Source organism: Paracoccus solventivorans, assembly GCF_900142875.1.
Taxonomy (GTDB): domain Bacteria; phylum Pseudomonadota; class Alphaproteobacteria; order Rhodobacterales; family Rhodobacteraceae; genus Paracoccus; species Paracoccus solventivorans.
The window spans coordinates 1-25,907 of sequence record NZ_FRCK01000002.1; the positions used below are offsets into that span (position 1 = coordinate 1).

Below are 25,907 nucleotides of genomic sequence, written 5' to 3' on the forward strand. Positions count from 1 at the left end.
ACCCAGAAGATACCGTTCAGCACCCGCCGGTCATCCACCCGCGCCACCCCACGCGGCTTGTTCGGCAGAAGCGGGCGGATCAGTTCCCATTCAAACTCCGTCAGATCGAAACGCGCCATCCTGAACCCTCCATAGGTCCAGTGAACCACGCCTGCTATCACAACGGAATCCCGTTTATGAGTTCACAGCCTAGGCCGAAACAGGTCGCGCCGGACACGGAACGAAACAATGGATTGTTATCGTTATACTTTTTCGGACAGACGCCGAGGGTTGTGAAACCGATCTATTCTTTTCGGCATCAGACCCCCGGTTTCTGTGAGTTTATGGTGCCATTTTCATCAATTGCGCCATCCCAATTGGGGTAGTCCAGCCAGGAGGGCGCCGAGCTTTACCCGGCACTGGACGGGGTTGAATTCCATCTCTGAGCGTCATTAACGACGGCGGAATGTCCGAGATCGCCTTCGCTGGTTTCTTGCTCTGGCAGCTTGAGGCAATCGACCCCGGACGAGGCCGACAGGCCCACGCCGACCATAGTGACCAGAGAGACGCCGGACCACTCCCGCAGCTTGTTCACTGCACTCCAGAGCAGTGCAAGTCAATCGAACCGCCCACGTCAATTACAGCAATATCAATGGGTTTTGAAACCTTTACCCCGATCCGGGGTAAGACTACCCCGATACGTATACAACTTTCGCCCGATTTACACGGGCCGGCTCAGTGCGGCCAGGGCGCGCGGCGGTCGGTGGCGAAGTTTTCGCCATAGCCGCGCGGGCGGATGTTCTGGGCACGCGACTTGGGGGGCGTGGTCACGTAATCCAGCCCCTTGGCCTTGGCATAGGCCTCGGCCTCTTCGCGGGTGCGGAAGCGCAGCCGGACCTGCGACTGGGTATCGTCGCTCGAGGTCCAGCCCATCAGCGGGTCCAGCGCCCGCGGATCGGCGGGCGGAAACTCGAGCACCCAGCCCTTGCTGCGGGCCCCCGACTGCATGACGTTGCGGGCAGGCTGATAGATGCGGACGCGCATGAAGACCCCCTTTGGCGGCGTGGACGCGGGCTGCCCTCTTTTGGCGCAGAGCGCCGGCGCAATCAAGCCGATGCGCCCGCGTTTCCGCCGCGGCAGGAACATCCGGGCGCCGATGGAGTTACGCCGCGACAACCCAGAGGAGCTGATCCGATGACCCGTTTCCAGATCGCCCCCCGCGTGCCCGGCCGGCCGCGGCAGATTGGCGCAGTCACGCTGAGCGCCCTGCTGGCGCTGGCCCCGATGGCCGCCCTTGCCCAGGACTCGGACGACGGCGCGTCGCCGCCGGGCGAATCCACCTCGGTCTCGGGCGACGGGGCCGACACCGCGGCCCAGGGCTCGGACGCCGAGTCCCCCACCGCCGGCGCCCCGGCCGAGACCCTGCCCGCGACCGGGACCGCCGCGACCCCCAACCCGGTCGCGACCGAGCCGGCCGAGGACGACACCCAGTCCCCAGCCCCCGGCGCCCCGGAGTCGCTGCCCGCGACCGGTGCCGCCGCGACCCCCAACCCCGTCGCGACCGAGCCTGCCGAGGATGACACCCAGTCCCCCGCCCCGGCCCCGCAGCCTGACGCTGCGGCCACGGCCACCGGCACGGCTGCCCCCGCGGTCGATGCTGCGACCCCCACGGCCGATGCCGCGGCCCCCGCTGCCGACGCGGCCGCACCGGCAGCGGACGACAGCGCCCCGGCAACCGGCACCGCCCGCAGCGCCACCGCCCAGATGGCTGGCCCCGAGGGCGAAGCCTTCGGCACGGTGACCGTGGCCGAGACCGCCTCGGGCCAGATCCACCTGAGCTTCACGCTCGAGAACCTGCCCGAGGGCACCCGCGCCATCCACATCCACGAGACCGGCAGCTGCGAGCCGCCCGGCTTCGACAGCGCCGGCGGGCACCTGACCGGCGGCCGCGACCATGGCGCGCAGGCGCCCGGCGGGATGCACGCGGGCGACATGCCCAACATCACCATCGGCGCCGACGGCAGCTATCAGGGCGAGGTGCTGACCGACAACGTCACCATGGACGAGGTGCTGGACAGCGACGGCTCGGCCATCGTGATCCATGCCGATGCCGACGACTATATCTCGCAGCCGGCGGGGAATGCCGGCGACCGGATCGCCTGCGGGGTGCTGGACGCCTCGTGATCGCGCTCCCGCGATTGCGCGGCCCCCGGACACGGGGGCAGACGCCACGGAAAGGGCCGCCCGCCGTGCCGCGGGCGGCCCTTGCGGGTTGAATACCGGCCGCTTCGGGCCCAACTTGCGTGGTCGGGCAGATGGCCGCGTCGGCCGGCCCGGTCAGGGATCCTCATGGCTCACAACAACACCAACGCCCCCGCACCGCTGCTGCTGACGCCCCAACCGCGGGAAAAGCTGGAAGGCGGGCGCCGCTTCGTCATGCATTCCGAGTTCCAGCCCGCCGGCGACCAGCCCACCGCCATTGCCGAGCTGGCGCAGGGGGTGCGGGACGGCGAGCGCGAGCAGGTGCTGCTGGGCGCGACCGGCACCGGCAAGACCTTCACCATGGCCAAGGTGATCGAGGAAACCCAGCGCCCGGCGATCATCCTGGCCCCGAACAAGACCCTGGCCGCGCAATTATACGGCGAGTTCAAGGGGTTCTTCCCTGAAAACGCCGTGGAATATTTCGTCAGCTACTACGACTACTACCAGCCCGAGGCCTATGTGCCGCGCTCGGACACCTATATCGAGAAGGAATCCCAGATCAACGAGGCCATCGACCGGATGCGCCACTCGGCCACAAGGGCGCTGCTGGAACGCGACGACGTGATCATCGTGGCCTCGGTCAGCTGCATCTACGGCATCGGCTCGGTCGAGACCTATTCGGCGATGACCCAGGACCTGGTGGTCGGGCAAAGCTACGACCAGCGCGGCTTCATCAACGAGCTGGTGGCCCAGCAGTACAAGCGGCTGGACAGCGCCTTCCAGCGCGGCGCCTTCCGGGTGCGCGGCGATGTGGTCGAGCTGTGGCCGGCCCACCTCGAGGACCGGGCCTGGCGGTTCTCCTTCTTCGACAACGAGCTGGAGAGCATCACCGAGTTCGACCCGCTGACCGGCGCCAGGGACGGCGACTACAAGCAGATCCGCATTTATGCCAACAGCCACTATGTCACCCCGCGTCCGACCTTGCAGCAGGCGATCAAGGGGATACGCGCCGAACTTCAGACGCGGCTGGCGCAATTGAACGACGAGGGCAAGCTGCTGGAGGCGCAGCGGCTCGAGCAGCGCACGAACTTCGACCTGGAAATGCTTGAAGCGACAGGGGTCTGCAACGGCATCGAGAACTATTCCCGCTATCTGACCGGCCGCGCCCCCGGCGAGCCGCCGCCGACGCTGTTCGAGTTCATCCCCGACAATGCCATCGTGTTCGCGGATGAATCCCACGTCAGCGTGCCGCAGATCGGCGGCATGTATCGCGGCGACTTCCGGCGCAAGTTCACCCTGGCCGAGCACGGGTTCCGCCTGCCCAGCTGCATGGACAACCGGCCGCTGAAGTTCGAGGAATGGGACGCAATGCGCCCGCAATCGGTGTTCGTGTCGGCCACCCCCGGCAGCTGGGAGCTGGACCAGACCGGCGGCGTCTTTGCCGAGCAGGTGATCCGCCCCACCGGGCTGCTGGACCCGGTGATCGAGATCCGGCCGGTGGAGACCCAGGTCGACGACCTGCTGGACGAGGTGCGCCGCGTCGCCGCCGCCGGCTATCGCACCCTGGTCACCACCCTGACCAAGCGCATGGCCGAGGATCTGACCGAATATCTGCACGAGCAGGGCATCCGCGTGCGCTACATGCACAGCGACATCGACACCATCGAACGCATTGAAATCCTGCGCGATCTGCGGCTGGGGGCCTATGACGTTCTGGTCGGGATCAACCTGCTGCGCGAGGGGCTGGACATCCCGGAATGCGGGCTGGTAGCGATCCTGGATGCGGATAAAGAGGGGTTCCTGCGCAGCGAGACCTCGCTGATCCAGACCATCGGCCGGGCGGCGCGCAACGTGGACGGGCGGGTGATCATGTATGCCGACCGCATCACCGGCAGCATGGAACGCGCCATGCGCGAGACCGAGCGCCGCCGCCAGAAGCAGCAGGCCTATAACGAGGCGCATGGCATCACCCCGCAGACGGTGCGCAAGAACGTCGACGACGTGCTGGCCGGGCTGTGGCAGGGCGACACCGACCAGTCGCGGATCACCGCCACGGTGGAGAAGCCGCTGGTCGGCGCCAACTTGGCCGCGCATCTCGACGCGTTGCGCGCGCAGATGCGCAAGGCGGCCGAGAACCTCGAGTTCGAGGAGGCCGCGCGGCTGCGCGACGAGGTCAAGCGGCTGGAGGCGGTCGAGCTGGCGGTCTCGGACGACCCGCTGGCCCGGCAGCAGGCGGTGGAAGACGCCGCCGAGGCTGCGGTGCAGGCCCGCGGCCGCTCGACCGCCGGCCGCGCCGGGCAGCGCGGCGGCAACAAGCGCAGCAGGCGGCGCGGCTGATCCCCGGGACCGGAGTGAGGGCCAGGGTTTCGCGCGTCGGCGCGGGGAAGAAACCGACGATTCCGGCCTTGCACCGGGCGATGGCCCGTTCCCGCCCCGAGATGACGACCATGGGCGTGGAGACGACGGGGATACACAGGCTTCGACAGAATCGGAGACCGCCCCGGTCGCTGGAATATCTGCTGCAAGATGAAGGCCATGCACTGACAAGCTCTAGCGGCGCGCGAGGAACGAGCCGCGGTTGGGGGTGGGGTCGGGGATGGTCTCGATGCTGGTAAAGCGGCACTCCTGAAGCATGTCGCGCACGCAGTCGCGGGTGGGGAACCATTTGCGGATGTGATGGACGCCCTCGGCCGGGGGCTTGAAGTGGATGAAGCTGCCCTCGCCCGGGTGCAGCGTGGTTTCCAGCCACAGCAGATCGGTGGCGCGGGCGATGATTTCCAGGTCGTGGAACGGGTGGCGCAGGTGATAGAGCAGCCCCAGCGCCAGCACCGCGTCATAGCGTTCGCCGGGGCCGGATCGCCGTCACCTCGCCCACCCGTGTCCAGATGCGGTCCTGCAGCCCGGTCGCCTGCGCGGCAAGGCGCAGCCGCGCGATCATCGCGCCCCAGCTGTCCTGCGCCAGCACCGATGCCCCGCGCCGCGCCATCTCCAGCGCAAAGAACCCGTCCGCCGAGCCGAGATCGAGCACCCGCATCCCGCGCATATCCGCGGGCAGCACCTCGCGATACACCTGCCAGCGCCGCAGCGGATGGTCGGCAGGCTGCGGGCCGGGCGCAGGGGCGATTCCGCGGGTGGCGATGCCGGGGGCGAGCTCGATATTGTGGAACCACGGTCCCAGTTCGGCTACCCGGGTGCGGAGGTCGGCCGCAGAGAGCGGTAGGTCTGCCGCCGGAATCGGCTGCGCCCCGAAAATATCGGTGAAATCCGCCGTCATGCGCGTGCCCTCCTGCCCAACATCCGGGCGGCATCCGCCCGTGGGATCCGGTCTACGGCAGGAAGTTGAAGATAAGGTTAAGACGCGCGGGTGATGTGGAGGCGATCTCGATCAGGGCGTGATCTCGGCCAACGCTAGGATTTCATCGGGCCGAGCCCGGCGACCACCGTGTTCCCCAGCGACCGCCGTCATGCACCACCCACCCGTTGCCACATCCCTACGGCAGATGCTGACAACAAGATCAGGATGCGCGGCGGCGTAACGCATCACGGATGGTCAGTGCCGCGATTTCGCCGTGCGCGAAGCCGAGGCTCAACCTCTCAGCCATCGCCGCCCCTCGCCCGGACACCCTAGTCCGCCCATCCGTCCGCTTGTGCCCGGACGTCGGATCCTTAGTCTCCACCGCCGACGCAGCGCAGGATCTCGTCGGCCAGCGCGGCGATCTCGTCGCGGGCGGGGCCGGGCGGGCCCTCGGACACCGCGCCGCCTCGGCCCAGGGTTTCGGCATAGGCCACGCGGTTGGCCAGCTGCGCCTGCGCCACCGCCACCCCCAGCTGCGCCGCGCCCTGCGCGACCTCGGCCCCCAGCCGGGTGTTCGGGCGGGTGCGGTTCAGCACCACCAGCACCGGGCGGCGTTCGCGGCTGGCCAGGTCCAGCACCCCCTCGGTCGCCCACAGATCGACTTGGCTGGACGCCACCGGCACCAGCACCAGATCCGCCACCCGCAAGGCCGGGCGCAGGTCGCTTTCGATCTTGGGCGGTGTGTCGATCAGCACCACGTCGAAGCGCTTCTTCAGCTTTTCGCTTTCATAGCTGGCCCCCCAGGCCGAGGAGGTGGTGAACTCCAGCCCCTCGTCCTCGCCCTGGCGGTCCAGCCGCTCCATGAACCAGCGGCCGAGGCTGCCCTGCGGGTCGGTGTCCAGCACCGCGACGCTCAGGCCCCGGCGGCGCAGCGCGACGGCCAGGTTCACCGTCAGCGTGGTCTTGCCCGAGCCGCCCTTCTGCTGGGCCACCGTGATGATCCGTCCGGCCATTGCCGCCCCCCGCGCCCTGTCCCGCCCCTTGCGTTGCACGGGGTCGCGGCAAGGGCAAGTGCCGCGGGGCTTGCATCCCGCAGGCGGGCGGTGCTTGGTCGCCCCAAGGCAGCGGAGGGTGCGGATGATCCCGGTTTTCGACGGACACAACGATTACCTGCAGCGGGCGGTGGCGGCGGGGGCCGATGCGGACCGGATGTGGCTGCAGGGCGACGGCACCGGCCACATCGACCTGCCGCGGCTGCGCCGGGGCGGCATGGCGGGCGGGTTCTTCGCGGTCTGGATCCCGGATCCTGACCCGGGCGACGTGGCCGGGATCGTGCTGCTCAAGGAAAACCCGCCCTTCGACCTGCCGCTGCCGCCGCCGGTGGACAGCCGCGCCGCCCTGCCCCAGGCCTTTGCCCAGGCCGCGGCGCTCTTGGCACTGGAACGCGGCGGCACGCTGTCGATCTGCCGCAGCGCCGCCGAGATCCGCGCCGCGATGGACGCCGGCCGCATCGCCGCGATCCTGCATATGGAGGGCGCCGAGCCGCTGGCCGACCTGGACGCGCTGCATGTCTGGCACGCGATCGGCCTGCGCTCGCTGGGCTTCGTCTGGTCGCGGCCGACCGCCTATGGTCAGGGGGTGCCCTTCGCTTTCCCCTCCTCCCCCGACCGCGGCGAGGGGCTGACCGAACGCGGCCGCGCCTTGGTACGCGAATGCAACGCGCTGCGCATCATCATCGACCTGTCGCATCTGAACGAAAAGGGCTGCGACGACGTGGCGAGGCTGAGCGACGCGCCGCTGGTCGCCACCCATTCCGGCGCGCACGCGGTCTGCCCCAGCTCGCGCAACCTGACCGACCGGCAGCTGCGCCAGATCGCCGATTCGGGCGGTGTGGTCGGGCTGAACTTCAACACCGGCTTCCTGGCCCCCGACGGGCGGCGCGAGCCGTTCCGGGGTTTTGGGCCGATGCTGCGCCATCTCGACCACCTGCTGGGCATCCTCGGCGAAGAGGGCGTGGCGCTGGGGTCGGATTTCGACGGCGCGGTGATGCCTGCCGACCTGCCCGACGCCGCCGCCATGCCCCGGCTGCTGGAGGCGATGCTGGCCCACGGCTATGGCCGCGACCTGGTCGAGCGCATCGCCTGGCGCAACTGGCTGTCGCTGGCGGAACGCAGCTGGGGCGGGTGAGCGCACCCGCCGGGCATCGGGAAATGCGCCGGGACCGGATGCCGGAATCCCGCAATCCCTTGAAAACATGGTGCCGGTTGAGGGATTTGAACCCCCGACCCCCTGATTACAAATCAGACGCTCTACCACTGAGCTAAACCGGCCCGACATCTGAGATACGCGGGCCGACCCTTTCGTGCAAGCGCACAGGGTCGCGCGGCGGCCATGGGCATTTCCCCTTGACGCAGGCGGCACGGAAGGCGACGGAACACCCGGGTTTGTAACAAGGATTTTTTGCAAATGCAGGTCGCCATCCATTTCGGCACCCACGGGACCGAACCCGAGCGCATGATCCGCACCCTGATGGAGAACCGCGACTGGCTGCTGGCGAACGGGGTCGAGGTGGTGCCGCCCGGCCGCTACAAGGGGGTGCTGGACGAATCGCTGACCTCGCTGCGCGGGGGCGAGGCGTCGCCGGCGATGGAAGAGGTGATCTACGACGCGCTGCTGGAATCCGACAATGTGCGGCGGATGGTGATCTCGCAGGCGTCGCTGATCGGGGCGCCGGTGCGCTGCCTGACCGACAAGGGGCTGTTCCCGCAGGCCGGGCCGCGGATGCGGGCGGTGGCAGGGCTGTTCCCCTCGGCCGAGGTCGAGGTCTCGCTGGCGATCCAGAACCCGGCGCTGCAGATCCCACATCTGCTGTCGCGCCTGCCCGATCCGCCGGGGGTGCGGGCGCTGGCGGGGTGCGATCCGCGCAGCCTGCGCTGGGGCCCGGCGATGCAGCGCATCGTGGAAGCGATGCAGGGCCGGCGGGTAATCGTCTGGTGCTACGAGGACACGCCGCTGGTCTGGCCCGAGGCCGTCCGCCGCATCGCCCGGATGCCTGCCGACGTGCCGCTGAAATCCGGGCTCGCGGTGCTGGGCGACCTGCTGCCCCCCGCGGGGATGGTTGAGCTGCGCGAGGCGCTGACCCGCGCCGGCCCGCTGACCGTCGCCGCCCGCCGCGCCATCTTCGCCGAGATGCTGGGCCGCCACGCCCGCCCCGAGTCGATCCAGCAGGAGATCCCGATCCCCGGCTGGACCCAGGATCTGGTCGACTAGATCACCGACGCCTACGAGGAAGACGTGGCGATGATCGCCGCCCTGCCCGGCGTCGAGTTCCTCGGCCCCTGACCCGCCCCGGTCTCACAGACGAGACCGCGCCTCCCCGCGGGGCCGCAAGGGTGGCCCTTTCTGCATACACCCCCGCGCCTGCCCTGCACCGCTGCTTCGGGCGGTCTCAAATATCCTCCGGGGGCGCGGGGGTGGAAAACCCCCGGCTCCGGCAGCGCATCCCGCGCGACCGCGGCTGCAGGATCACATCCCCAGCGCGGCCTTGTACATCTCCAGGATCGCCTCTTCCTCGGCCACGTCGTCCTTGTCGCGCTTGCGCAGGGCGATGACCTTGCGCATCACCTTGGTGTCGTAGCCGCGGGCCTTGGCCTCGGCCATCAGCTCTTTCTGGCGCTCGGCGATATCCGCCTTTTCGGCGTCGAGCTGTTCGAATTGTTCGATGAACTGGCGCAGCTCTCCGGCTGCGATGCCATAGGCCTGATCGTCGCTCATGTCGCTTGCTGTCCCTTGCCGTGGGTCGCCGCGGACCGCGCCGCGGGGTAAGCCGCTGCCATAGGCCGACTTGCCGCCCGGCGCAATCGCCGCTAGGCCCGGGCCACGGCAATCCGGGCGGCGAACGAGGGCGCGATGACCATCTACGACATGCTGATCTGGGGCGGCGCGGTGCTGACCGCGCTGGGGCTGGCGGGGATCCTGTGGTGCATCCTGGCGGTCACCCGCGCCCGCCGCGCGCGGCTCGACGACGCCGCCATGCGCGCCACCATGCAGCGGGTGGTGGCGGTGAACATGGGGGCGCTGGCGGCCTCGGTGCTGGGGCTGATGGCCGTGATCATGGGGATCATGCTGCGCTGACGCGGCAGCCGGCGAAAGGACGATCATGCGGGTTCTGATCCAGCGCGTCGCGCAGGCCGAGGTCACCGTTGCCGGCCGCTCGACCGGGCGTATCAGTGCCGGGCTGCTGGTGCTGGTCTGCGCCATGCAGGGCGACGACACCGAGGTGGCGCGCAAGCTGGCCGGGCGGGTGGCGCGGCTGCGCATCTTCCGCGATGATCAGGGGCGGATGAACCGTTCCGTGCAGGACAGCGGCGGCGCGGCGCTGGTGGTCAGCCAGTTCACCCTTGCCGCCGACACGCGCAGCGGCAACCGCCCCGGGTTTTCCACCGCCGCCGCCCCGGACGAGGGCGAGCGGCTTTACCTCGCCTTTGCGCAGGCGCTGCGCGAGCAGGGGCTGCAGGTCGAGACCGGCGAGTTCGGCGCCGATATGCAGGTGACGCTGGTCAACGACGGCCCGGTCACCATCTGGATGGACACCGCCGAGCGCGGCTGAGCCGGGGCGCGCGCACGCGGCGCCCCCGGCGGCGATTTTCCCAGCCTCACTCAGCCTTCCCAGCACCAGCCCTGCCAGTGACGGGCGGGGGCAGCCTGCCTCGCCCTCAACGGGCAGGGTCGACCTCGCCTCGCTCGGCTCGGCGGCGGTCAGTTTACCTGGCTCCCTCGGCGTCGGGCGGATCAGCTGACCCCACCCTCCGCGGGCCCAGCGGCGGGCGGGTCAGCCCGCCTCGCCCTCGGGCTCGACGACGGGCGGGGTCAGATAGGTGGTCGGCACCGCGGTGGTGAACTTCAGCTCCTCCATCGCGATCGACGAGTTGATCTGCGAAAACTCCAGCCGCTCGATCATCGCCTTGTAGACCTGGTCGAAGGCCTCGATGTCGGGGACCATCACTTTCATGATGTAATCGGTCGAGCCGGTCAGCCGATAGGCCTCGACCACCTCGGGGATGGTTTCGATCAGCTCGCGGAAATGGTTCAGCCAGGAAATCTCGTGCCGCGGCGCGGTGATGCCGATGAAGATGATCATCGGCACCCCGGCGCGCTTGTGGTCGACCAGCGCCACCCGGCCGCGGATCACGCCGGCTTCCTCAAGCCGCCGGACCCGGCGCCAGCAGGGGGTCTGCGACAGCCCGACCTCTTCGGCCAGCACCGCCACCGGGCGGTCGCGTTCCTGCAGCAGGTCGAGGATCTGGCGGTCCACCTCGTCAAAACTGGCGTGCTCGCCCGAGCGGCGGCGCGAATCGCTCATTCGCCGTGCGGGGGATTTCATGACGCGACGAACTCCAGGATGACGCCCGAGGTATCGGCGGGGGCGACCCAGAAGCCGCCGGGCAGATCATGGGTCGCAATGCCGCCCGCGGCCACCGCCGCCCGCGCCGCCGAAAGGTCGCGCACCGCCACCCGCATCGCGGCGAATGCCGAAGCCGGGGTGGCGGCCAGCGCCGCCGCGGACCAGCGCGCCGCCGCGGCCGCGGGCGCCAGGCACAGGATCGGCGCCGAATCCGCCCCCGTCGCGACCAGCCAGCCGCCGTCGGCCGGTGTCACCTGCCCGGCCGCGAACAGCCGCGCATAGCGCCCCGCCGCCTGTTCGGGATCGTCCGAGACCGCGACGATCCCGGCCAGCCCCCGCGCGGTATTGGCGTGGGTCTGCAGCTCGGGGCGCCACACCATGTCCGGGGTCTTGTGCTGGCACATGAACATGAACCCGGCGGGCGTGTCCTGCCGGGCGAAATGCGTCACCGCAAAGGCGGCGGTGCCGGTGCCGCCGTCGGGCAGCGGCAGCGGGCGCGAAAACTCGGCCACCGGCTCGGCGCCGATCCCCAGCGCGGCCAGCAGCCGCCGCGCCGCATGGGCGTCGTCGATGCGGCAGGCGATGGCGCGCAGCCCGTCGCCGTCGCGGGCGATCATGTCGCGCTGGTGCTGGTTGGCTTGGGTGTCGGCGATGACGCCCAGCAGCTCGAAATAATCATGCTCGAAGATGATCGTATAATTCGCCGTGCCCTTTTCCGGGCTGTGGGTGCCGCGCGGCGACAGGGTGAAGCCCAGCCGGCGCCATCTGTCGGCGCTGCCGTCCAGGTCGGCGGTCAGCAGGAACAGGTGGTCGACACCTTTGACGGGATGGGACATCGGGCTTTCCTTTCGCTTGCTGTCGCGTTGCAGGGGCGCGAACACGATCTCGTGGATGGCGACGGCGGGGTTCATCCGTGCCACGGTCAGGGCCAGCTCGGCCACGTCCTCGGGCTGGATCATCCATTGCATCAACCCAGGGTCGAAGCCGGGACGCTTGAGCAGCAGGGGCGTGGCCACCTCTCCGGGGCAGAGCGCGGTCGAGCGGATGCCGTTCCTGCCCTCGGCCGCGTTGAGGCTGGCGGAGAGATCGACCAGCGCGTGTTTCGAGGCGCCATAGGGCACCCCCGCTGCCGGCATGTGGTGGCGCCCGGCGAGGCTGGCGGTGTGGATCATCACCCCGCCACCGCCCGCGCGCATGACCGGCAGGGTGGCGGCGATGACGTTGATCGCGCCGGACAGGTTGGTCGCGATCACCGCGTCCCATTCGGCAAAATCGATGTGGTCCCAGTGCCGGTGCGGGTTGTTCAGCCCGGCGTTGTTGCACAGCACCGCGATGCCGCCCTGCCAGTCGGTGATTCGCCGCACCGTGTCGAACACCGCCGCGCGGTCCAGCACATCCAGCGCAAATGCCCGCGCCTGCCCGCCCGCGGCGTTGATTTCCGCCGCCAGCGCGGCGATCGGCGCCTCGGTCCGCGCCGACAGCGCCACAGGAAAACCTTCCTGCGCAAAGCGCCGCGCCAGGGCCGCACCGATGCCCGAGCCGGCGCCGGTGATCCAGACCGTCCCGGCCGCGGGGTTATCCAAGGAATAATTTCCCATGTTACCGCTCATATCGAAAAACTGTGCCGAGTTTTCGGCGTTACGAGGTCAGTTTATACGACTTTGAGGATATTGGTAGTGTTATCCATTGACATGCGCGGCGGGGTGACGGAAGGTCGGTGAGATCACACATAGTGCCGGAAATTCCGTAGCCGGCCCGTCCAGGGGGGAACGATCAATGCGGAAAACGCATGGCGGATTGATGCTGGGCGCCTGCATCGCGGCGCTGAGCGCGGCGACAGTGGCGCAGCAGGCGGCGGCGCAGCAGGCCGAGCCCAAGCGCGGCGGCACGGTGTTCGTGCACATGAACACCGAGCAGGGGGTGCTGAACCCGGCGCTGCGGGCCTCGACCGGGGTCTACCAGATCACCGGCCGCTTCATGGAGCCGCTGATCGACAAGACCTATGACGGCTATGTCGGCGTGCTGGCCACCGAATGGTCGTCCAGCGAGGACGGCAAGGCCATCACCTTCAAGCTGCGCGACGGGGTGCGCTGGCACGATGGCGAGGCGTTCAGCTGCGACGACGTGGCGTTTTCGGCGATGGAGCTGTGGAAGCCGCTGCTGAACTATTCCTCGACGCTGCAGGCGAACCTGGAATCGGTCGACTGCCCCGATCCGCTGACTGCGGTGTTCAACTATTCCGAGCCGATGCCGCTGGACCTGATCGTGGCCGCGATGCCCGACCTGGGCCACCCGGTGCCCAGGCACCTGTACGAAGGCACCGACATCCTCAAGAACCCGCACAACCAGGCGCCGGTCGGCACCGGCCCGTTCAAGTTCCAGGAATACGAACGCGGCCAGTATATCATCGGGGTGCGCAACGACGATTACTGGCGCGGGCCGGAATACCCCTATCTGGATCGGGTGATCTGGCGCTTCATCCCCGACAAGGCCGCCGGTGCCGCCGCGCTTGAGGCCGGAGAGCTGCATGAATCCGGCTTCAACGGCATCTCGATGGCCGATCTCGAGCGGCTGGGCAAGGACCCGCGCTTCGACATGGGCACGCAGGGCTTTGAAAACAACGTCGCCCACTCGACGGTCGAGTTCAACCTGCGCAACCCGATCCTGGCCGACCTGAAGGTGCGGCAGGCGATCTATCACGGGCTGGACCTGGATTTCGCCATCAACACCATCATGCGCGGCTTTGCCAAGCCGGGCCACGGCCCGATCCCCAGCGTCGGCGGCGCCAACTATACCGACGACGTGCCGGTCTATGAATACGACGTGGAAAAGGCCAAGGCGCTGCTGGACGAGGCCGGCTATCCCGTCGGGCCGGACGGCATCCGCTTCAAGCTGCGCCACCGCCCGGCGCCCTGGGGCGAATACACCCAGCTGTGGGGCGAATATTTCGCGCAGGCGATGAAGGAAATCGGCATCCAGGTCGATCTGGTCACCAACGACGCGCCGGGCTTCCTGAACGGGGTCTATCGCGACCACGACTTCGACACCGCCAACGGCTGGCACCAGTTCCGCTCGGACCCCGCGGTCTCGACGACGGTGTGGCTGCGCTCGGGGGCGCCGGTGGGCACCGCCTGGTCGAACCAGTTCGGCTATGAATCGGCCGAGATGGACGGGCTGATCGACGCCGCCGCCGAAGAGCTGGACCCGGCAAAGCGCGCCGATCTCTATCACCAGATCCAGCGGCTGGCGATGACCGACCTGCCGGTGATCTTCGCCATCGAGCATCCCTTCGTTGGCATCACCAACAAGAAGCTGATCAACCACCACAACACGCCACGCTGGGACAGCTCCAGCTGGTACGACCTGTGGATCGACGAGTGACAGGCGCCGGCCGGGGCGCGCAAGCCGCCCCGGCCCTTCCCGCAACCACGATCCCCCGGCGCCGGCTGTCCGCAGCGGCGCCCGCGGGATGATTGTTCAGGCAACCGATGTCGCTTTTACTTTATCTTCTGCGGCGCCTTCTGCAGGCGCTGCCGGTGATCCTGCTGATCATCGTGGGCAGCTTCCTGCTGATCAAGCTGGCCCCGGGCGATACCGTCGATGCGCTGGTGGGCGACATGGGCGGCGCCGACCCCGCCTTTGTCGCACGGCTGCGGCAGGAATACGGGCTGGACCAGCCGGTGCTGGTGCAGCTGTGGCGCTATCTGGTCAAGCTGGCGCAGCTCGATCTGGGCTGGTCCTATGTCTATGAGCAGCCGGTGACGCAGGTGCTGGCGTCGCGGCTGTGGGTGACGCTGCTGCTGATGCTGGGGGCGCTGTCCTCGGCCTTTGTGGTCGGCGTGGCGCTGGGGGCGTTCGCGGCGCGCCGGGCCTATTCGGCGGCCGACAACATCATCTCGACGCTGGGGCTGGTGTTCTATGCGATGCCGTCCTTCTTCCTGGCGCTGCTGCTGGTGCTGCTGTTCTCGGTCAAGCTGAACTGGCTGCCGGTCGGCGGCATCCGCGACATCGGCGCCTTTCACACCGGCTGGCGGCTGTGGCTGGACATCGCCACCCATCTGCTGATGCCGACGCTGGCGCTGTCGCTGATCTACCTGGCCTTCTACATGCGGCTGATGCGCACCAGCGTGCTCGAGGTGATGGACCTCGACTTCGTGCGCACCGCGCGGGCCAAGGGCGCGGGCAGTTCGCGGTTGATGTTCCACCACATCATGCGCAACGCGCTGCTGCCGGTGATCACCCTGCTGGGGCTGCAGATTTCCACGGTGCTGGGCGGCTCGGTGGTGATCGAGACCATCTTTTCCCTGCCCGGGCTGGGGCAGCTGGCCTATACCTCGGTCGTCAAGCGCGACCTGAACACGCTGATGGGCATCATCTTCCTGTGCTCGATCATCGTCGTCGTGGTCAATATCCTGACCGATCTCGTCTATGCCTGGCTCGACCCGAGGATCGAACTGAAATGAGCGTTCCCGACATCGAACCCGTTCTCGAGCCGCAGCTGACGCGCCCGTCGCGGGCTGGCGTGCTGTGGCGGCGCTTCCGCCGCAACCGCGCGGCGATGCTGGGGCTGGTGCTGTTCGTCGCGGTCGTGCTGGCGGCGCTGCTGGCGGGGGTCATCACCCCCGGCGACCCGCTGCGCCGGGTGGGCGTGCCGCTGACCGCGCCCTTTGCCGATCCGGCGACGCCGCTGGGCACCGACCAGCTGGGCCGCGACATCCTGGCCGGCATCCTGCACGGCGCCCGCATCTCGCTGCTGATCGGGGTGGTGGCGACGCTGATCTCGATTACCATCGGCATCCTGATCGGCGCGGTCTCGGGCTATTTCGGCGGCTGGATCGACGACCTGCTGATGCGCGTGACCGAGGCGTTCCAGACCATCCCCAGTTTCGTGCTGCTGCTGGCGCTGGTGGCGATCTTCGGCTCGACCATCGAGAACATCGTGATCGCCATCGGCATCGTGTCCTGGACCGCCCCCGCCCGCATGGTCAGGGCCGAGTTCATGTCGCTGCGCAAGCGCGAGTTCGTCGACGCCGCCCGCAATCTCGGCGTCGGCAACGTCTCGATCATCTTCCGCGAGATCCTGCCCAACGCGCTGCCGCCGGTGATCGTCTTCGCCTCAGTGGTGATGGCGACCTCGATCCTGATGGAAAGCGCGCTGGCCTTCCTGGCGCTTGGCGACCCGAACTATGCCAGCTGGGGCAACATGATCGGCCAGGGCCGCGCGGTGCTGCGCACCGACTGGTACTGCACCGTGATCCCCGGCATCGCGATCCTGCTGACCGTGCTGTCCTTCAGCCTGCTGGGCGAGGGCCTCAACGACGTGCTGAACCCGAGGCAAAAGAAATGACCACGGCCCCGATCCTTGAAATTCAGGACCTGCGCATCTCGCTGCCCCCCGGGGGCGACCGGCCCTATGCGCTCGAGCATCTGGACCTGACCGTGAACCCCGGGGAAATCGTCTGCCTTGTCGGCGAATCCGGCTCGGGCAAGTCGCTGGCGGCGAATGCGGTGATGCGGCTGCTGCCGGAACCGCATGTGCATGTCTCGGCCGGGCGCATCCTGCTGGACGGCGAGGACATCTGCGCCAAGTCGGAATCCGAGATGCGCGCCATCCGCGGCGACCGCGTGGCAATGATCTTTCAGGAACCGATGACGGCGCTGAACCCGCAAAAGACCGTGGGCTGGCAGATCGACGAGGTGCTGCGCCTGCACACCGACCTTGACCGCAAGGCGCGGCGGGCGCGGGCGCTGGAGATCCTGGGCGACGTGCATATCCCCGACCCGGCCTCGGCCTATAACGCCTATCCGCACCAGATTTCCGGCGGGCAGCGGCAGCGGGTGATGATCGCCATGGCGCTGGTGCTGAACCCGCGGCTGATCATCGCCGACGAGCCGACCACCGCGCTGGACGTGACCACGCAAAAGCAGATCCTGCATCTGATCAAGGAAATGCAGCGCCAGCACGGCACCGGCATCCTGTTCATCACCCACGATTTCGGGGTGGTGGCGGAAATCGCCGACCGCATCGCGGTGCTGCGGCTGGGCGAGCTGGTCGAATCCGGCCCGGCCGCGCAGATCCTGAACCACCCCCGCCACCCCTATACGCAGGCGCTGATCGCCGCGGTGCCGGCGCTGACCCCGCCGGCGCACAAGGACCTGTCGGCCGCGCCGGTGGTGCTGCGGGCGCAGGGGCTGGCCAAGACCTTTGCCGCCCGCGGCGGCCTGCTGTCCGGGCGGCGGCAGGCGGTGACGGCGGTGCGCGATCTCAGTTTCGAGCTGCGGCAGGGCGAGACGCTGGGCGTGGTTGGCGAATCCGGCTCGGGCAAGACTACGGTGTCGCGGATCGTGACCCGGCTGCTGCCGCCCGACCGGGGCGAGGTGGTGATCGGCGGGCGCGACCTGATCCACGCCGACCGCCGCCAGCTGCGCGCCATGCGCCGCGACATCCAGATGATCTTCCAGGACCCCATGGCCTCGCTGAACCCGCGCAAGCGGGTGGTGGACCTGATCGCGCAGGGCCCCATCGTCCACGGCGTCCCCCGGGCCGAGGCCCATGCCCGCGCGCGCGAACTGCTGTCGCTGGTGGAGCTGTCGCCCGCCGCCGCCGAGCGTTACCCGCACGAGTTCTCCGGCGGCCAGCGCCAGCGCATCGGCATCGCCCGCGCCATCGCCATGCAGCCCAAGGTGATCGTCGCGGACGAGCCGGTGTCGGCGCTGGACGTGTCGGTGCAGGCACAGGTGCTGCGGCTGCTGGCCGATCTGCGCGACCGGCTGAACCTGTCGCTGCTGTTCGTCACCCACGATTTGCGCGTCGCCGCCCAGCTCTGCGACCGCATCATCGTCATGCAGAAGGGCGAGATCGTCGAGACCGGCCCCACCGCCGAGGTCTTTGCCGACCCCCGCCACAATTACACCCAGGCGCTGCTGGCCTCGATCCCGGGCCGCGACTGGCAGCCGCCGAAACTGACCGACGCCGCCTGAGCGCGAAGCAAGGATAAGACCATGGCCGACGTAGTGTTTCCCGACTCGATCTGGGCTGCCGTGACCCCCCGGCCCCCGCAGGCGCCGCCGCTGGCCGGCGACGCCGAAGCGGATGCGGTGGTGATCGGCGCCGGCTTCACCGGGCTGTCGGCGGCGCTGGAACTGGCGCGCGCGGGGCAGCGGGTGCTGCTGCTGGAAGCGCAGGCGGTGGGCTGGGGCGCCTCGGGGCGCAACAACGGCCAGGTGATCCCGACCCTGACCGCGGCCGAGCCCCGCGCCATGGCCGAGCGCTGGGGTGCGGCGGGCGAACGCTTCGTGCGGCTGGTGGGCGGCAGCGCCGACACGCTGTTCGACATCGCCCGGCGCGAAGGGATCGAGGCCGACGCCGAGGCCGAACAGACCGGCTGGTTCCAGCCCGCCCATTCGCCGGGCCGGGTCAGGCTGTCGCGCGCCCGGGTCGAGGCCTGGCAGCATTACGGCTTTCCTGCCCGCCTGCTCGATCGCGAAGAAACCACGGCGCTGCTGGGCACGGATTTCTGGTATGGCGGGATGCTGAACCCCACCGGCGGCCATATCAACCCGCTGGGCCTCGCCCGCGGCCTCGCCCGCGCCGCCGCCGCCCACGGCGCGGTGATCCACGAGGCGACCCCGGTCGCCGGCTGGTCGCGCGAGGGCGACCGCTGGATGGTGCGCACCACCGTGGGCCACAAGGTCCGCGCCCGCCACATGATCCTGGCCACCAACGCCTATACCGGCGAGCTGGTGCCGCGGCTGGCCCGCAAGCTGGCGCAGACCATCGTGCCGGTGCTGTCCTGGCAGATGTCCACCGACCCGATCCCGGACGAGCTGCGCGCCAGCATCCTGCCCGGGCGGCAGGCGGTCTCTGACACCCGCGGCGACCTGCGGTTCTTCCGCTATGACGCGCGCAACCGGCTGATCACCGGCGGCGCGGTGATGGGCCGGCGCGACATGGCCCGCCGCGTCGCCGACAAGGCCGCCCGCAGCCTGGCCGAGGCCTATCCCCAGCTGGGCACCCCGCGGATGAGCCATGTCTGGTCCGGCTATATCGGCATGACCTGGGACCGTTTCCCGCGCATCCACCAGCTGGGCCCGGACGCCTGGACCTGGATCGGCTGCAACGGCCGCGGCGTCGCCTTGGGCGTGGCGCTGGGGCGCGAGATGGCGCGCGCGGTGTCGGGTGTCGCGCTCGATACGCTGGCCCTGCCCCTGTCCGAGCCGCGGCCCCTGCCCTTCCACAGCTTCGCCCGCCGGATTGCGCCGAATTATCTGGCGTGGATGCGCCGCAAGGACCTGCAGGAAATGAAATGACCACCCCCCAAGACCCGAAAGGCCAGCCAGTGAGCCAGCTTCCCATCATCGAGCGCCGCCGGATCGAGGCGCAGATCCTCAAGAACGTGCACGAGGTGCTCGAGACCCGCTACGGCACCGACACCGCCGACGAGATCATCGGCACCGCGGTGACGCAATCGGCGATCCAGCAGGGGCAGGCTTTCGCCAACGAACTGGGCCACACCCCCGATTTCCACGACTTCGCCGCGATCATGCCGAACTGGACCGCCGGCGGCTCGCTGGAGATCGAGATGCTGGGCGTGGACGACGAGAAGATGGAGTTCAACGTCACCCGCTGCCGCTATGCCGAGATGTATCGCGAGATGGGGGTGGGCCGGATCGGGCATCTGCTGTCCTGCAACCGCGACGGCGATTTCTGCATCGGCTACAACCCCAAGATGAAACTGACCCGCAGCCAGACCATCATGCAGGGCGCCTCCCACTGCGATTTCCGTTATCGCATGGACACCAAGGAAGAATAGGAACCGAAAATGGCCGTCGAGAACTGGATTTCCGACCGTATCACCCAGCTGGTCGACTTCCGCCGCGACCTGCACCGCAACCCGGAACTGCTCTACGACCTGCCCCGCACCGCGGCGCGTGTGGCCGAGGCGCTGCGCGAGGCCGGGGTGGACGAGGTGCACGAGGGCATCGGCCGCACCGGCGTGGTGGCGGTGATCCGCGGGCGCTCCAACCGCTCGGGCCGGACCATCGGCCTGCGCTCGGACATGGACGCGCTGCCGATCGTCGAGGCCACCGGCGCCGACTGGGCCTCGGAAGTGCCGGGCAAGATGCACGCCTGCGGCCATGACGGCCACACCGCCATGCTGCTGGGCGCCGCCATGGGGCTGGCGCAAAGCCGCAACTTCGACGGCACGGTGGTGCTGATCTTCCAGCCGGCCGAGGAAGGCGGCGCCGGCGCCCGCGCCATGATCGAGGACGGGCTGTTCCAGCGCTTTCCGGTCGACGAGGTCTACGGGATGCACAACCGCCCCGGCCTGCCGGTGGGCGAGTTCACCATCGCGCCGGGGCCGATCATGGGCTCGGTCGACATGTTCGACATCGAGATCACCGGCAAGGGCGGCCATGCGGCCCAGCCCGACCGCACCATCGACCCGATGCCGGTGATGGCAGCGCTGATCCAGGGGTTGCAGAGCATCGTGTCGCGCAACCTCGACCCGGTGGATTCGGCCGTGGTCTCGGTCACCCGCGTGCAGGCGGGCGACGCCTATAACGTGATCCCGCAGACGCTGGCGCTGGCCGGCACCGTGCGCACCCTGCGCGAAGAGGTCCGCGACCTGATCGAGGCGCGGATGGGCGAGATGGTGCAGGGCATCGCCGCCGCCTATGGCGCCACCGCGCGGCTGGACTATGGCCGCCACTATCCGGTCACCGTCAACCACGACGCGCATACCGAATACGCGGCGCTGGCCGCGGAAACCGTGGCGGGCGCGGGCCGGGTCCACCGCGACATGCCGCAGACGCTGGGGGGCGAGGATTTTTCCTTCATGCTGAACGAGGTGCCGGGCGCGATGATCAACATCGGCAACGGCGACAGCGCCGGGCTGCACCACCCCGCCTATGATTTCAACGACGATGCCATCGCCTGGGGCGTGTCCTACTGGACCGCGCTGGTGCGCAGCCGGCTACCGTTGCAGGAGTAACGATGCCCTCCCTTTCCTTCCCGGCCGACCCGGGCGCCGGTTCCGGCCCCGGCCTGCTGCCGGCGCTGCCCGAATGCCGCGACCGGGCCTGGGCGCGGCAGGCGGTGGCGGTGCTGTCGGGCGACAGCCACCGTTCCGCCGACACCCATCTGCTGAAGCCGATCTTTCCGGGGCTGCCCGGGATCTCGGTCTATCTCAAGGACGAAAGCACCCACCCGACCGGCAGTCTCAAGCACCGGCTGGCGCGCTCGCTGTTCCTTTACGGGATCTGCAACGGCCGCATCCGCCGCGATACCGTGCTGGTCGAGGCGTCCTCGGGCTCGACCGCCGTGTCCGAGGCGTATTTCGCCCGGCTGCTGGGGCTGCGCTTCATCGCGGTGATGGCGCGCTCGACCAGCCCGTCGAAGATCGAGGCGATCACCAGCTTCGGCGGCGAATGCAGCTTCGTCGAGCATACGGGCGAGGTCTACGAGGTCGCGGCAAGGCTGGCCGCCAAGCATGGCGGCTATTACCTGGACCAGTTCACCCATGCCGAGCGGGCGACCGACTGGCGCGGCAACAACAACATCGCCGACAGCATCTTTCGCCAGATGGAGGGCGAGGAAGCCCCGGTCCCGGAGTGGATCGTCACCAGCGCCGGCACCGGCGGCACCGCGGCGACGCTGGGGCGCTATATCCGCTATCGCGGCTTTCGCACCCGGCTGTGCGTGGCCGATGTCGAGGGCTCGGCCTTCTACGACGCCTGGGCCACCGGCCGCGACGACACCGAGGCGCCGGGCTCGCGCATCGAGGGGATCGGGCGGCCGCGGGTCGAGCCTTCGTTCATCCCCAGCGTGATCGACCACATGATCCGGGTGCCGGACGCGGCCTCGATCGCCGCGGCGCATGTGCTGTCGGACCGGCTGTTCCGCCGGGTCGGCGGCTCGACCGGGACCAACTTCTTTGCGCTGTGCTGCGTGGCGGCGGCGATGATGGCCGAGGGTCAGGGCGGTTCGCTGGTCACGCTGATCTGCGACAGCGGCGACCGCTATGCCGACAGCTACTACAACCCCGAGTGGCTGGCGCGCGAGGACATCGACATCGCGCCGTGGCGGGCCGCGCTCGAGCGGTTCCTCGACCACGGCGGCACGCCGTTTCCAGAATGACGACCCCCCCGCCGCGGCATGGTCCCGCGGCGGGGTGTTTTCCGCTCAGCCCAGCCGGTCGGTGCCGCCGCAGACGGAAATCGCCTGCCCCGACATGGTGCGCCCCAAGGGGCTGGCCAGATACAGCACCTGATTGGCGATCTGCTGCGGGGTAACGTATTCACGGATCGCGCTGTGGGAAAACGCCTCGGCCTCGATCTCGGCGAACGAGGCGCCGCGGGCCTGGGCGCGGGCTTCCATCACCCGGCGCTGGCGGTCGCCCGAGACGATCCCCGGCAGCACCGCGTTGACCCGGATGGAATCGCCGCCCAGCTCGATCGCCAGCGATTTCGTCAGCCCGATCACCCCCCATTTCGCCGCCGCATAGGGGCTGCGCAGCGCGAACCCCAGCCGCCCGGCCAGCGACGAGAGATTCACGATCGAGGGGTTGTCGCTGCCCCGCAGCAGCGGCACGGCGGCGGCGGCGGCCACGAAATGCGAGGTCAGGCAGATCGCCAGCGTGGCGTTCCACTGGTCCAGCGCCACATCCTCGACCCTGGCGGTCGGCCCGGCGATGCCGGCGTTGTTGACCAGGCAGTCCAGCCCGCCCATCGCCGCCGCGGCATCCGCCACGAAGCCCCGCAGCGCCTCGGCATCGGCCACGTCGACGCGGCGGGCGAACACCGCCTCGGGCAGCGTCGCCAGTGCCGCTTCGTCGATGTCGCAGGTGGCCACCTGCGCCCCTTCGGCGAGGAACCCCTCGACGATGGCGCGGCCGATGCCGGCGGCGCCGGCGGTGACGATGACGCGGCTTCCGTTGAGATCCAGATTCATGGACGGTTTCCCTGTTGAGAGGTCACGCAGGCAGGATGTCGCGCGACAGGATGAACTCGGCGGCCGAACGGATGTCGGCCTCGACTGCATCGGCGGCGGCCTGCGGGTCGCGGGCCTCGACCGCCTGCACCAGCTGCCCGTGCAGGGCGCGCGACACTGCGGTGCGGCGGCGGCGGGTGTCCTGTTCCAGGTCCAGGTTGATGATCGGCCCGGCCTTCAGCCACAGCGCCCGAATCACCTCGACCAGCACGGCCGACCCCGCGGCCTCGTACAGCAGGAAATGCAGTTCCTTGTTGGCGCGGACCGAGGGTTTGGCGTCAGGGGCGCCCAGCGCCTGCGCGAATGCGGCATCGGCCTGGCGCAGCGCCGCGACCTGCGCGGGGGTGGCGTGGCGCGCGGCCAGCGCGGCGGCGTGGGTCTCGTTGTGGACGCGCACCTCGGTCAGGTCGCGGAACTGGCCCCTGGTCAGCAGCGGCACCGCCACGGCGCGGTTGGGCAGCACCACCAGCGCCTGCTGCGCCACCAGCCGCGCCACCGCGTCGCGCACCGGCATCACCGACACCCCCAGCCGTTCGGCCAGTTCGCGCATCGGGATGCGATCGTCGGGACGCAGTTCCCCCGACAGCAGCATTTCCGTCAGCGCATCATGGACCTGGCTCGCCAGAGAGGCGACCCGAAGCGGCGTTATCGTCTTATCCTGACTGGTCATTTCACCCTCGGCTTGCCCTAACTGTGATCTCAGATCGCGCGCAAGGCAAGGCCATAATATCTCGGGTCTATTTTGCAGTTGCAGCATGAATTTTTGATTGACGCAGGCGGAATCGACTGCAACTGTGATCTCAGATCACGGCAGGACCGCGATCCACGAGATTTTCCTGGGGAGGAGAAATCCATGCTTCACCGCCGCCGGCTGCTTGCCGCCACCACCGCGCTGACCCTTGGGGCCGCGCTGTTGCCGCTGGGCGCTTTCGCGCAGGACGACGGGCCGATCCGCATCGGCCACCTGACGCCGCGCACCGGGTTCCTGGGCCCGCTGGGCGAATATGCGGTCATGGCCGCCGATCTTGCCGTCGAAGAGATCAACGCCGCCGGCGGGGTCAACGGCCGCATGATCGAGATCATCAAGGAGGACTCGGTCAACCCGCAGACCGCCTCGACCAAGGCCGAGCGCATGATCGAGCGCGACGAGGTCGTCGCCATCGTGGGCGAGATCAGCTCGGCCTCGGCGCTGACCATCTCGCAGGTCGCCGACCGCGCCCAGCGCCCGTTCATCAACACCGGCGCCAACTCGGACACGCTGCGCGGCAGCGACTGCAAGCGCTACATGTTCCACGTCGAGACGCAGAACGCGATGTACGTGAACGCCGAGGGCCAGTACCTGCAGAACGAGGGGCTGGTCGACGGCAAGAACTGGTATCTGCTGACCGCCGACTATGCGTTCGGCCACGACCTGCTGAACGCGGCCAAGGCGTTCCTGGACCGCAGCAACGGCAATATCGCCGGCGACGATCTGGTGCCGACCGACGCCACCGATTTCTCGTCCTATCTGCTGAAGGTGCGCGAAGCGAAGCCCGATGTCGTGGTCTCGAACCTGGCCGGGACGCAGATCACCAGCTTCCTCAAGCAATATACCGAGTTCGGGCTGGACGCGCCGGTCGGCGGCTTCGGCTTCGACACCGCCTCGGCCTGGGCCGCGGGGGGCGAGAACTTCAAGGGCACCTGGCCGACGGTCTGGACCCATCAGGTCGACACCGAACGCTCGCAGGCCTTCGTCAAGGCGTTCACGGACAAATACGGCAAGCCGCCGGAAAACCAGGCCTTCGGCGACTACACCGCGATGTATATCCTCAAGCAGGCGATCGAGGCGGTGGGCACCGACGGCGAGGCGCTGGTGGGCTATCTGGAGAACCCGGAAAACACCTTCGACGTGATGAAATCGCGTCCCGCCTATTTCAACCCCAAGAACCACCAGCTGATGCAAGAGGTCTACACGATCACGGCGCTGCCCCCGGGCGAGCAGCAGAACCAGTGGGACATCTTCACCACCTCGGCGCCGGTGCCGGCCCCCGACCAGCCGCTGGAAACGCTGATCGAGGCTGCCGTGGGGGGCGAATGCAGCTTCGGCGGCTGACCTGAAACCGCGGGGCGCGGCGGCGGCCGCGCCCCTTCCCTTTGCCGGAAGGGCCAAGCGATGAACCTGTTTCTCTTTGCCGCGCAGCTCCTGAACGGGCTGCTGGACGGCTTCTATTACCTGCTGATCGCGCTGGGGCTGTCGCTGATCTTTTCGCTGGGCGGGATCGTGAACCTGGCGCATGGGGCGTTCTATGCGCTGGGGGCCTATCTCGCGTTCCTGCTGACCCCGTATCTGGGGTTCTTCCCCGTGCTGGTCATCGTGCCGCTGCTGGTCGCGGGGCTGGGCATGGTGACCGAGCGGCTGCTGTTCACCCGCTTCTATAAGGCCGACCCGCTCTATTCGCTGCTGCTGACCTTTGGACTTGCCATGGTGATCGAGCAGGCGCTGCGCTGGTATTTCGGCGCCTCGCCGCAGGCCTATTCCATGCCCTCGGTGCTGACCGGGCAGGTGTTCCTGGGCGATTTCGTCTATTCCCGCTACCGGCTGTTCCAGATCGCGGTGGCGATCGCGGTGGTGGCGGCGGTGTGGGTGCTGCTGAACCGCACGGCCTTTGGCCGCATCGTGCGCGCCGGCATCCAGAACCCCGACATCCTGGGCGCGATGGGGATTTCCCTGCGCCCCTATCTGTCGGCGGTGGCCGGCATCGGCATCGGGCTGGCGGGGCTGGCCGGGGTGCTGATGGCGCCGATCTATCCCGTGCACCCGGCGATGGGGGCCGAGATCCTGACCGCGGCCTTCGTCGTGGTGGTGATCGGGGGCCTCGGCTCGTTCTGGGGGGTGGTCGTGGCCGCGCTGCTGGTCGGGCTGGTCAAGGGCTTCATGATCGCCATCGGCCAGTCGGCGATGTCCATGGCCGCCATCTATCTGCTGATGTTCGTCGTGCTGCTGCTGCGTCCGCGCGGGCTGATGGGCGAACGCATCCTGCGTTTCGAATGAGGGG

General features: G+C 68.9%; 27 protein-coding genes and 1 tRNA gene. 17 read left to right on the top strand and 11 right to left on the bottom strand.

Annotated elements, in window-relative coordinates:
* Both BUB57_RS03280 and BUB57_RS03285 read right to left on the bottom strand, forming a co-directional pair.
* Nucleotides 1–119 (bottom strand): transposase (locus tag BUB57_RS03280; RefSeq protein ID WP_143159605.1); only part of this gene is annotated, 119 nt, incomplete at its 3' end.
* A gap of 595 nt (nucleotides 120–714) precedes the next feature.
* Nucleotides 715–1,023 carry an ETC complex I subunit gene (locus BUB57_RS03285; protein WP_073063551.1) on the bottom strand — a complete coding sequence of 103 codons (309 nt, stop codon included), beginning with the start codon at nucleotides 1,021–1,023 and terminating at the stop codon, nucleotides 715–717.
* Between BUB57_RS03285 and BUB57_RS16700 the strand changes: the two genes are divergently transcribed.
* The 3 genes from BUB57_RS16700 to uvrB all read left to right on the top strand — a co-directional run bounded on the left by BUB57_RS16700 (nucleotide 1,022) and on the right by uvrB (nucleotide 4,518).
* Nucleotides 1,022–1,177, top strand: a complete 156-nt coding sequence (locus tag BUB57_RS16700) for a hypothetical protein (protein ID WP_159435548.1) — start codon at nucleotides 1,022–1,024, stop codon at nucleotides 1,175–1,177. The two genes, BUB57_RS03285 and BUB57_RS16700, sit on opposite strands and share 2 nt — an antisense overlap.
* Nucleotides 1,174–2,163: a superoxide dismutase family protein gene (locus BUB57_RS17035; protein ID WP_234951972.1), complete on the top strand. Its 990-nt coding sequence runs from the start codon at nucleotides 1,174–1,176 to the stop codon at nucleotides 2,161–2,163. The genes BUB57_RS16700 and BUB57_RS17035 overlap by 4 nt, the downstream gene beginning before the upstream one ends.
* 165 nt (nucleotides 2,164–2,328) lie before the next feature.
* Nucleotides 2,329–4,518 (top strand): excinuclease ABC subunit UvrB, encoded by a 2,190-nt coding sequence (gene uvrB / locus BUB57_RS03295; protein WP_073062130.1) that lies wholly within the window; start codon nucleotides 2,329–2,331, stop codon nucleotides 4,516–4,518.
* Between the two features lie 213 nt (nucleotides 4,519–4,731).
* Here uvrB and BUB57_RS03300 read toward each other — a convergent pair whose 3' ends face one another.
* The 3 genes from BUB57_RS03300 to parA form a co-directional block, all read right to left on the bottom strand.
* On the bottom strand, nucleotides 4,732–5,010 hold the full coding sequence (locus tag BUB57_RS03300; protein WP_073062134.1) for a hypothetical protein: 279 nt from the start codon (nucleotides 5,008–5,010) through the stop codon (nucleotides 4,732–4,734).
* Between the two features lie 4 nt (nucleotides 5,011–5,014).
* Nucleotides 5,015–5,455 carry a class I SAM-dependent methyltransferase gene (locus tag BUB57_RS03305; RefSeq protein WP_073062136.1) on the bottom strand — a complete coding sequence of 147 codons (441 nt, stop codon included), beginning with the start codon at nucleotides 5,453–5,455 and terminating at the stop codon, nucleotides 5,015–5,017.
* 392 nt (nucleotides 5,456–5,847) lie between these two features.
* Nucleotides 5,848–6,489: a ParA family partition ATPase gene (gene parA, locus BUB57_RS03310; protein ID WP_073062141.1), complete on the bottom strand. Its 642-nt coding sequence runs from the start codon at nucleotides 6,487–6,489 to the stop codon at nucleotides 5,848–5,850.
* Nucleotides 6,490–6,613: 124 nt separating this feature from the next.
* On the opposite strand from parA, the gene BUB57_RS03315 reads away from it, so the two are divergent.
* The gene (locus tag BUB57_RS03315; protein ID WP_073062144.1) at nucleotides 6,614–7,663 is read left to right on the top strand and encodes a dipeptidase; all 1,050 of its coding nucleotides are present in this window, start codon (nucleotides 6,614–6,616) and stop codon (nucleotides 7,661–7,663) included.
* 68 nt (nucleotides 7,664–7,731) lie between these two features.
* Here BUB57_RS03315 and BUB57_RS03320 read toward each other — a convergent pair.
* A tRNA-Thr gene (locus BUB57_RS03320) sits at nucleotides 7,732–7,806 on the bottom strand.
* Nucleotides 7,807–7,942: 136 nt separating this feature from the next.
* On the opposite strand from BUB57_RS03320, the gene BUB57_RS03325 reads away from it, so the two are divergent.
* Nucleotides 7,943–8,746 (top strand): hypothetical protein, encoded by an 804-nt coding sequence (locus tag BUB57_RS03325; RefSeq protein WP_234951973.1) that lies wholly within the window; start codon nucleotides 7,943–7,945, stop codon nucleotides 8,744–8,746.
* A gap of 255 nt (nucleotides 8,747–9,001) precedes the next feature.
* Here the strand turns inward: BUB57_RS03325 and BUB57_RS03330 are convergent, their stop codons facing one another.
* Nucleotides 9,002–9,250: a DUF2312 domain-containing protein gene (locus tag BUB57_RS03330; RefSeq protein WP_036704162.1), complete on the bottom strand. Its 249-nt coding sequence runs from the start codon at nucleotides 9,248–9,250 to the stop codon at nucleotides 9,002–9,004.
* 135 nt (nucleotides 9,251–9,385) lie between these two features.
* Here BUB57_RS03330 and BUB57_RS03335 point away from each other — a divergent pair, with 135 nt between their 5' ends.
* On the top strand, nucleotides 9,386–9,610 hold the full coding sequence (locus BUB57_RS03335; RefSeq protein WP_200796404.1) for a hypothetical protein: 225 nt from the start codon (nucleotides 9,386–9,388) through the stop codon (nucleotides 9,608–9,610).
* 25 nt (nucleotides 9,611–9,635) lie between these two features.
* Nucleotides 9,636–10,085, top strand: a complete 450-nt coding sequence (gene dtd, locus BUB57_RS03340) for a D-aminoacyl-tRNA deacylase (protein WP_073062148.1) — start codon at nucleotides 9,636–9,638, stop codon at nucleotides 10,083–10,085.
* Nucleotides 10,086–10,307: 222 nt separating this feature from the next.
* Here the strand turns inward: dtd and BUB57_RS03345 are convergent, their stop codons facing one another.
* Both BUB57_RS03345 and BUB57_RS16460 read right to left on the bottom strand, forming a co-directional pair.
* On the bottom strand, nucleotides 10,308–10,838 hold the full coding sequence (locus tag BUB57_RS03345) for an Lrp/AsnC family transcriptional regulator (RefSeq protein ID WP_073062152.1): 531 nt from the start codon (nucleotides 10,836–10,838) through the stop codon (nucleotides 10,308–10,310).
* Between the two features lie 17 nt (nucleotides 10,839–10,855).
* Nucleotides 10,856–12,463 (bottom strand): SDR family NAD(P)-dependent oxidoreductase, encoded by a 1,608-nt coding sequence (locus BUB57_RS16460; protein ID WP_200796405.1) that lies wholly within the window; start codon nucleotides 12,461–12,463, stop codon nucleotides 10,856–10,858.
* Between the two features lie 193 nt (nucleotides 12,464–12,656).
* Here BUB57_RS16460 and BUB57_RS03360 point away from each other — a divergent pair, with 193 nt between their 5' ends.
* The 8 genes from BUB57_RS03360 (at nucleotide 12,657) to BUB57_RS03395 (ending at nucleotide 22,020) form a co-directional block, all read left to right on the top strand.
* Nucleotides 12,657–14,261, top strand: a complete 1,605-nt coding sequence (locus tag BUB57_RS03360) for an ABC transporter substrate-binding protein (protein WP_073062155.1) — start codon at nucleotides 12,657–12,659, stop codon at nucleotides 14,259–14,261.
* 107 nt (nucleotides 14,262–14,368) lie between these two features.
* Complete coding sequence (locus BUB57_RS03365; protein ID WP_073062158.1) at nucleotides 14,369–15,343, top strand: ABC transporter permease; 975 nt, start codon at nucleotides 14,369–14,371, stop codon at nucleotides 15,341–15,343.
* Nucleotides 15,340–16,227 (top strand): ABC transporter permease, encoded by an 888-nt coding sequence (locus tag BUB57_RS03370; protein ID WP_073062161.1) that lies wholly within the window; start codon nucleotides 15,340–15,342, stop codon nucleotides 16,225–16,227. The genes BUB57_RS03365 and BUB57_RS03370 overlap by 4 nt, the downstream gene beginning before the upstream one ends.
* Nucleotides 16,224–17,861 carry an ABC transporter ATP-binding protein gene (locus tag BUB57_RS03375; RefSeq protein ID WP_073062164.1) on the top strand — a complete coding sequence of 546 codons (1,638 nt, stop codon included), beginning with the start codon at nucleotides 16,224–16,226 and terminating at the stop codon, nucleotides 17,859–17,861. Before BUB57_RS03370 ends, BUB57_RS03375 begins: the two co-directional genes overlap by 4 nt.
* 21 nt (nucleotides 17,862–17,882) lie before the next feature.
* Complete coding sequence (locus BUB57_RS03380) at nucleotides 17,883–19,190, top strand: NAD(P)/FAD-dependent oxidoreductase (RefSeq protein ID WP_073062167.1); 1,308 nt, start codon at nucleotides 17,883–17,885, stop codon at nucleotides 19,188–19,190.
* A gap of 29 nt (nucleotides 19,191–19,219) precedes the next feature.
* Nucleotides 19,220–19,693, top strand: a complete 474-nt coding sequence (locus tag BUB57_RS03385) for an L-2-amino-thiazoline-4-carboxylic acid hydrolase (protein WP_073062170.1) — start codon at nucleotides 19,220–19,222, stop codon at nucleotides 19,691–19,693.
* A 9-nt stretch (nucleotides 19,694–19,702) separates the two neighbouring features.
* Nucleotides 19,703–20,875: a M20 aminoacylase family protein gene (locus BUB57_RS03390; protein ID WP_073062174.1), complete on the top strand. Its 1,173-nt coding sequence runs from the start codon at nucleotides 19,703–19,705 to the stop codon at nucleotides 20,873–20,875.
* Between the two features lie 2 nt (nucleotides 20,876–20,877).
* Nucleotides 20,878–22,020: a PLP-dependent cysteine synthase family protein gene (locus BUB57_RS03395; RefSeq protein WP_073062177.1), complete on the top strand. Its 1,143-nt coding sequence runs from the start codon at nucleotides 20,878–20,880 to the stop codon at nucleotides 22,018–22,020.
* 45 nt (nucleotides 22,021–22,065) lie between these two features.
* Here the strand turns inward: BUB57_RS03395 and BUB57_RS03400 are convergent, their stop codons facing one another.
* Nucleotides 22,066–22,833, bottom strand: a complete 768-nt coding sequence (locus BUB57_RS03400; protein WP_073062180.1) for an SDR family oxidoreductase — start codon at nucleotides 22,831–22,833, stop codon at nucleotides 22,066–22,068.
* A gap of 22 nt (nucleotides 22,834–22,855) precedes the next feature.
* Nucleotides 22,856–23,542 (bottom strand): GntR family transcriptional regulator, encoded by a 687-nt coding sequence (locus BUB57_RS03405; RefSeq protein ID WP_073062183.1) that lies wholly within the window; start codon nucleotides 23,540–23,542, stop codon nucleotides 22,856–22,858.
* Between the two features lie 183 nt (nucleotides 23,543–23,725).
* Here BUB57_RS03405 and BUB57_RS03410 point away from each other — a divergent pair, with 183 nt between their 5' ends.
* Nucleotides 23,726–24,964, top strand: a complete 1,239-nt coding sequence (locus BUB57_RS03410; protein ID WP_073062186.1) for an ABC transporter substrate-binding protein — start codon at nucleotides 23,726–23,728, stop codon at nucleotides 24,962–24,964.
* 60 nt (nucleotides 24,965–25,024) lie between these two features.
* Complete coding sequence (locus BUB57_RS03415; protein WP_073062190.1) at nucleotides 25,025–25,903, top strand: branched-chain amino acid ABC transporter permease; 879 nt, start codon at nucleotides 25,025–25,027, stop codon at nucleotides 25,901–25,903.
* Nucleotides 25,904–25,907: the final 4 nt, after the last annotated feature.

Bases quoted from the DNA above. Each gene is read 5' to 3' on its own strand.
- BUB57_RS16700 (WP_159435548.1), top strand. From the start codon at position 1,022: ATGAAGACCCCCTTTGGCGGCGTGGACGCGGGCTGCCCTCTTTTGGCG.
- BUB57_RS03285 (WP_073063551.1), bottom strand. From the start codon at position 1,023: ATGCGCGTCCGCATCTATCAGCCTGCCCGCAACGTCATGCAGTCGGGG.
- BUB57_RS17035 (WP_234951972.1), top strand. From the start codon at position 1,174: ATGACCCGTTTCCAGATCGCCCCCCGCGTGCCCGGCCGGCCGCGGCAG.
- uvrB (WP_073062130.1), top strand. From the start codon at position 2,329: ATGGCTCACAACAACACCAACGCCCCCGCACCGCTGCTGCTGACGCCC.
- BUB57_RS03305 (WP_073062136.1), bottom strand. From the start codon at position 5,455: ATGACGGCGGATTTCACCGATATTTTCGGGGCGCAGCCGATTCCGGCG.
- parA (WP_073062141.1), bottom strand. From the start codon at position 6,489: ATGGCCGGACGGATCATCACGGTGGCCCAGCAGAAGGGCGGCTCGGGC.
- BUB57_RS03315 (WP_073062144.1), top strand. From the start codon at position 6,614: ATGATCCCGGTTTTCGACGGACACAACGATTACCTGCAGCGGGCGGTG.
- BUB57_RS03325 (WP_234951973.1), top strand. From the start codon at position 7,943: ATGCAGGTCGCCATCCATTTCGGCACCCACGGGACCGAACCCGAGCGC.
- BUB57_RS03330 (WP_036704162.1), bottom strand. From the start codon at position 9,250: ATGAGCGACGATCAGGCCTATGGCATCGCAGCCGGAGAGCTGCGCCAG.
- BUB57_RS03335 (WP_200796404.1), top strand. From the start codon at position 9,386: ATGACCATCTACGACATGCTGATCTGGGGCGGCGCGGTGCTGACCGCG.
- dtd (WP_073062148.1), top strand. From the start codon at position 9,636: ATGCGGGTTCTGATCCAGCGCGTCGCGCAGGCCGAGGTCACCGTTGCC.
- BUB57_RS03345 (WP_073062152.1), bottom strand. From the start codon at position 10,838: ATGAGCGATTCGCGCCGCCGCTCGGGCGAGCACGCCAGTTTTGACGAG.
- BUB57_RS03360 (WP_073062155.1), top strand. From the start codon at position 12,657: ATGCGGAAAACGCATGGCGGATTGATGCTGGGCGCCTGCATCGCGGCG.
- BUB57_RS03365 (WP_073062158.1), top strand. From the start codon at position 14,369: ATGTCGCTTTTACTTTATCTTCTGCGGCGCCTTCTGCAGGCGCTGCCG.
- BUB57_RS03370 (WP_073062161.1), top strand. From the start codon at position 15,340: ATGAGCGTTCCCGACATCGAACCCGTTCTCGAGCCGCAGCTGACGCGC.
- BUB57_RS03375 (WP_073062164.1), top strand. From the start codon at position 16,224: ATGACCACGGCCCCGATCCTTGAAATTCAGGACCTGCGCATCTCGCTG.
- BUB57_RS03380 (WP_073062167.1), top strand. From the start codon at position 17,883: ATGGCCGACGTAGTGTTTCCCGACTCGATCTGGGCTGCCGTGACCCCC.
- BUB57_RS03390 (WP_073062174.1), top strand. From the start codon at position 19,703: ATGGCCGTCGAGAACTGGATTTCCGACCGTATCACCCAGCTGGTCGAC.
- BUB57_RS03395 (WP_073062177.1), top strand. From the start codon at position 20,878: ATGCCCTCCCTTTCCTTCCCGGCCGACCCGGGCGCCGGTTCCGGCCCC.
- BUB57_RS03400 (WP_073062180.1), bottom strand. From the start codon at position 22,833: ATGAATCTGGATCTCAACGGAAGCCGCGTCATCGTCACCGCCGGCGCC.
- BUB57_RS03405 (WP_073062183.1), bottom strand. From the start codon at position 23,542: ATGACCAGTCAGGATAAGACGATAACGCCGCTTCGGGTCGCCTCTCTG.
- BUB57_RS03410 (WP_073062186.1), top strand. From the start codon at position 23,726: ATGCTTCACCGCCGCCGGCTGCTTGCCGCCACCACCGCGCTGACCCTT.
- BUB57_RS03415 (WP_073062190.1), top strand. From the start codon at position 25,025: ATGAACCTGTTTCTCTTTGCCGCGCAGCTCCTGAACGGGCTGCTGGAC.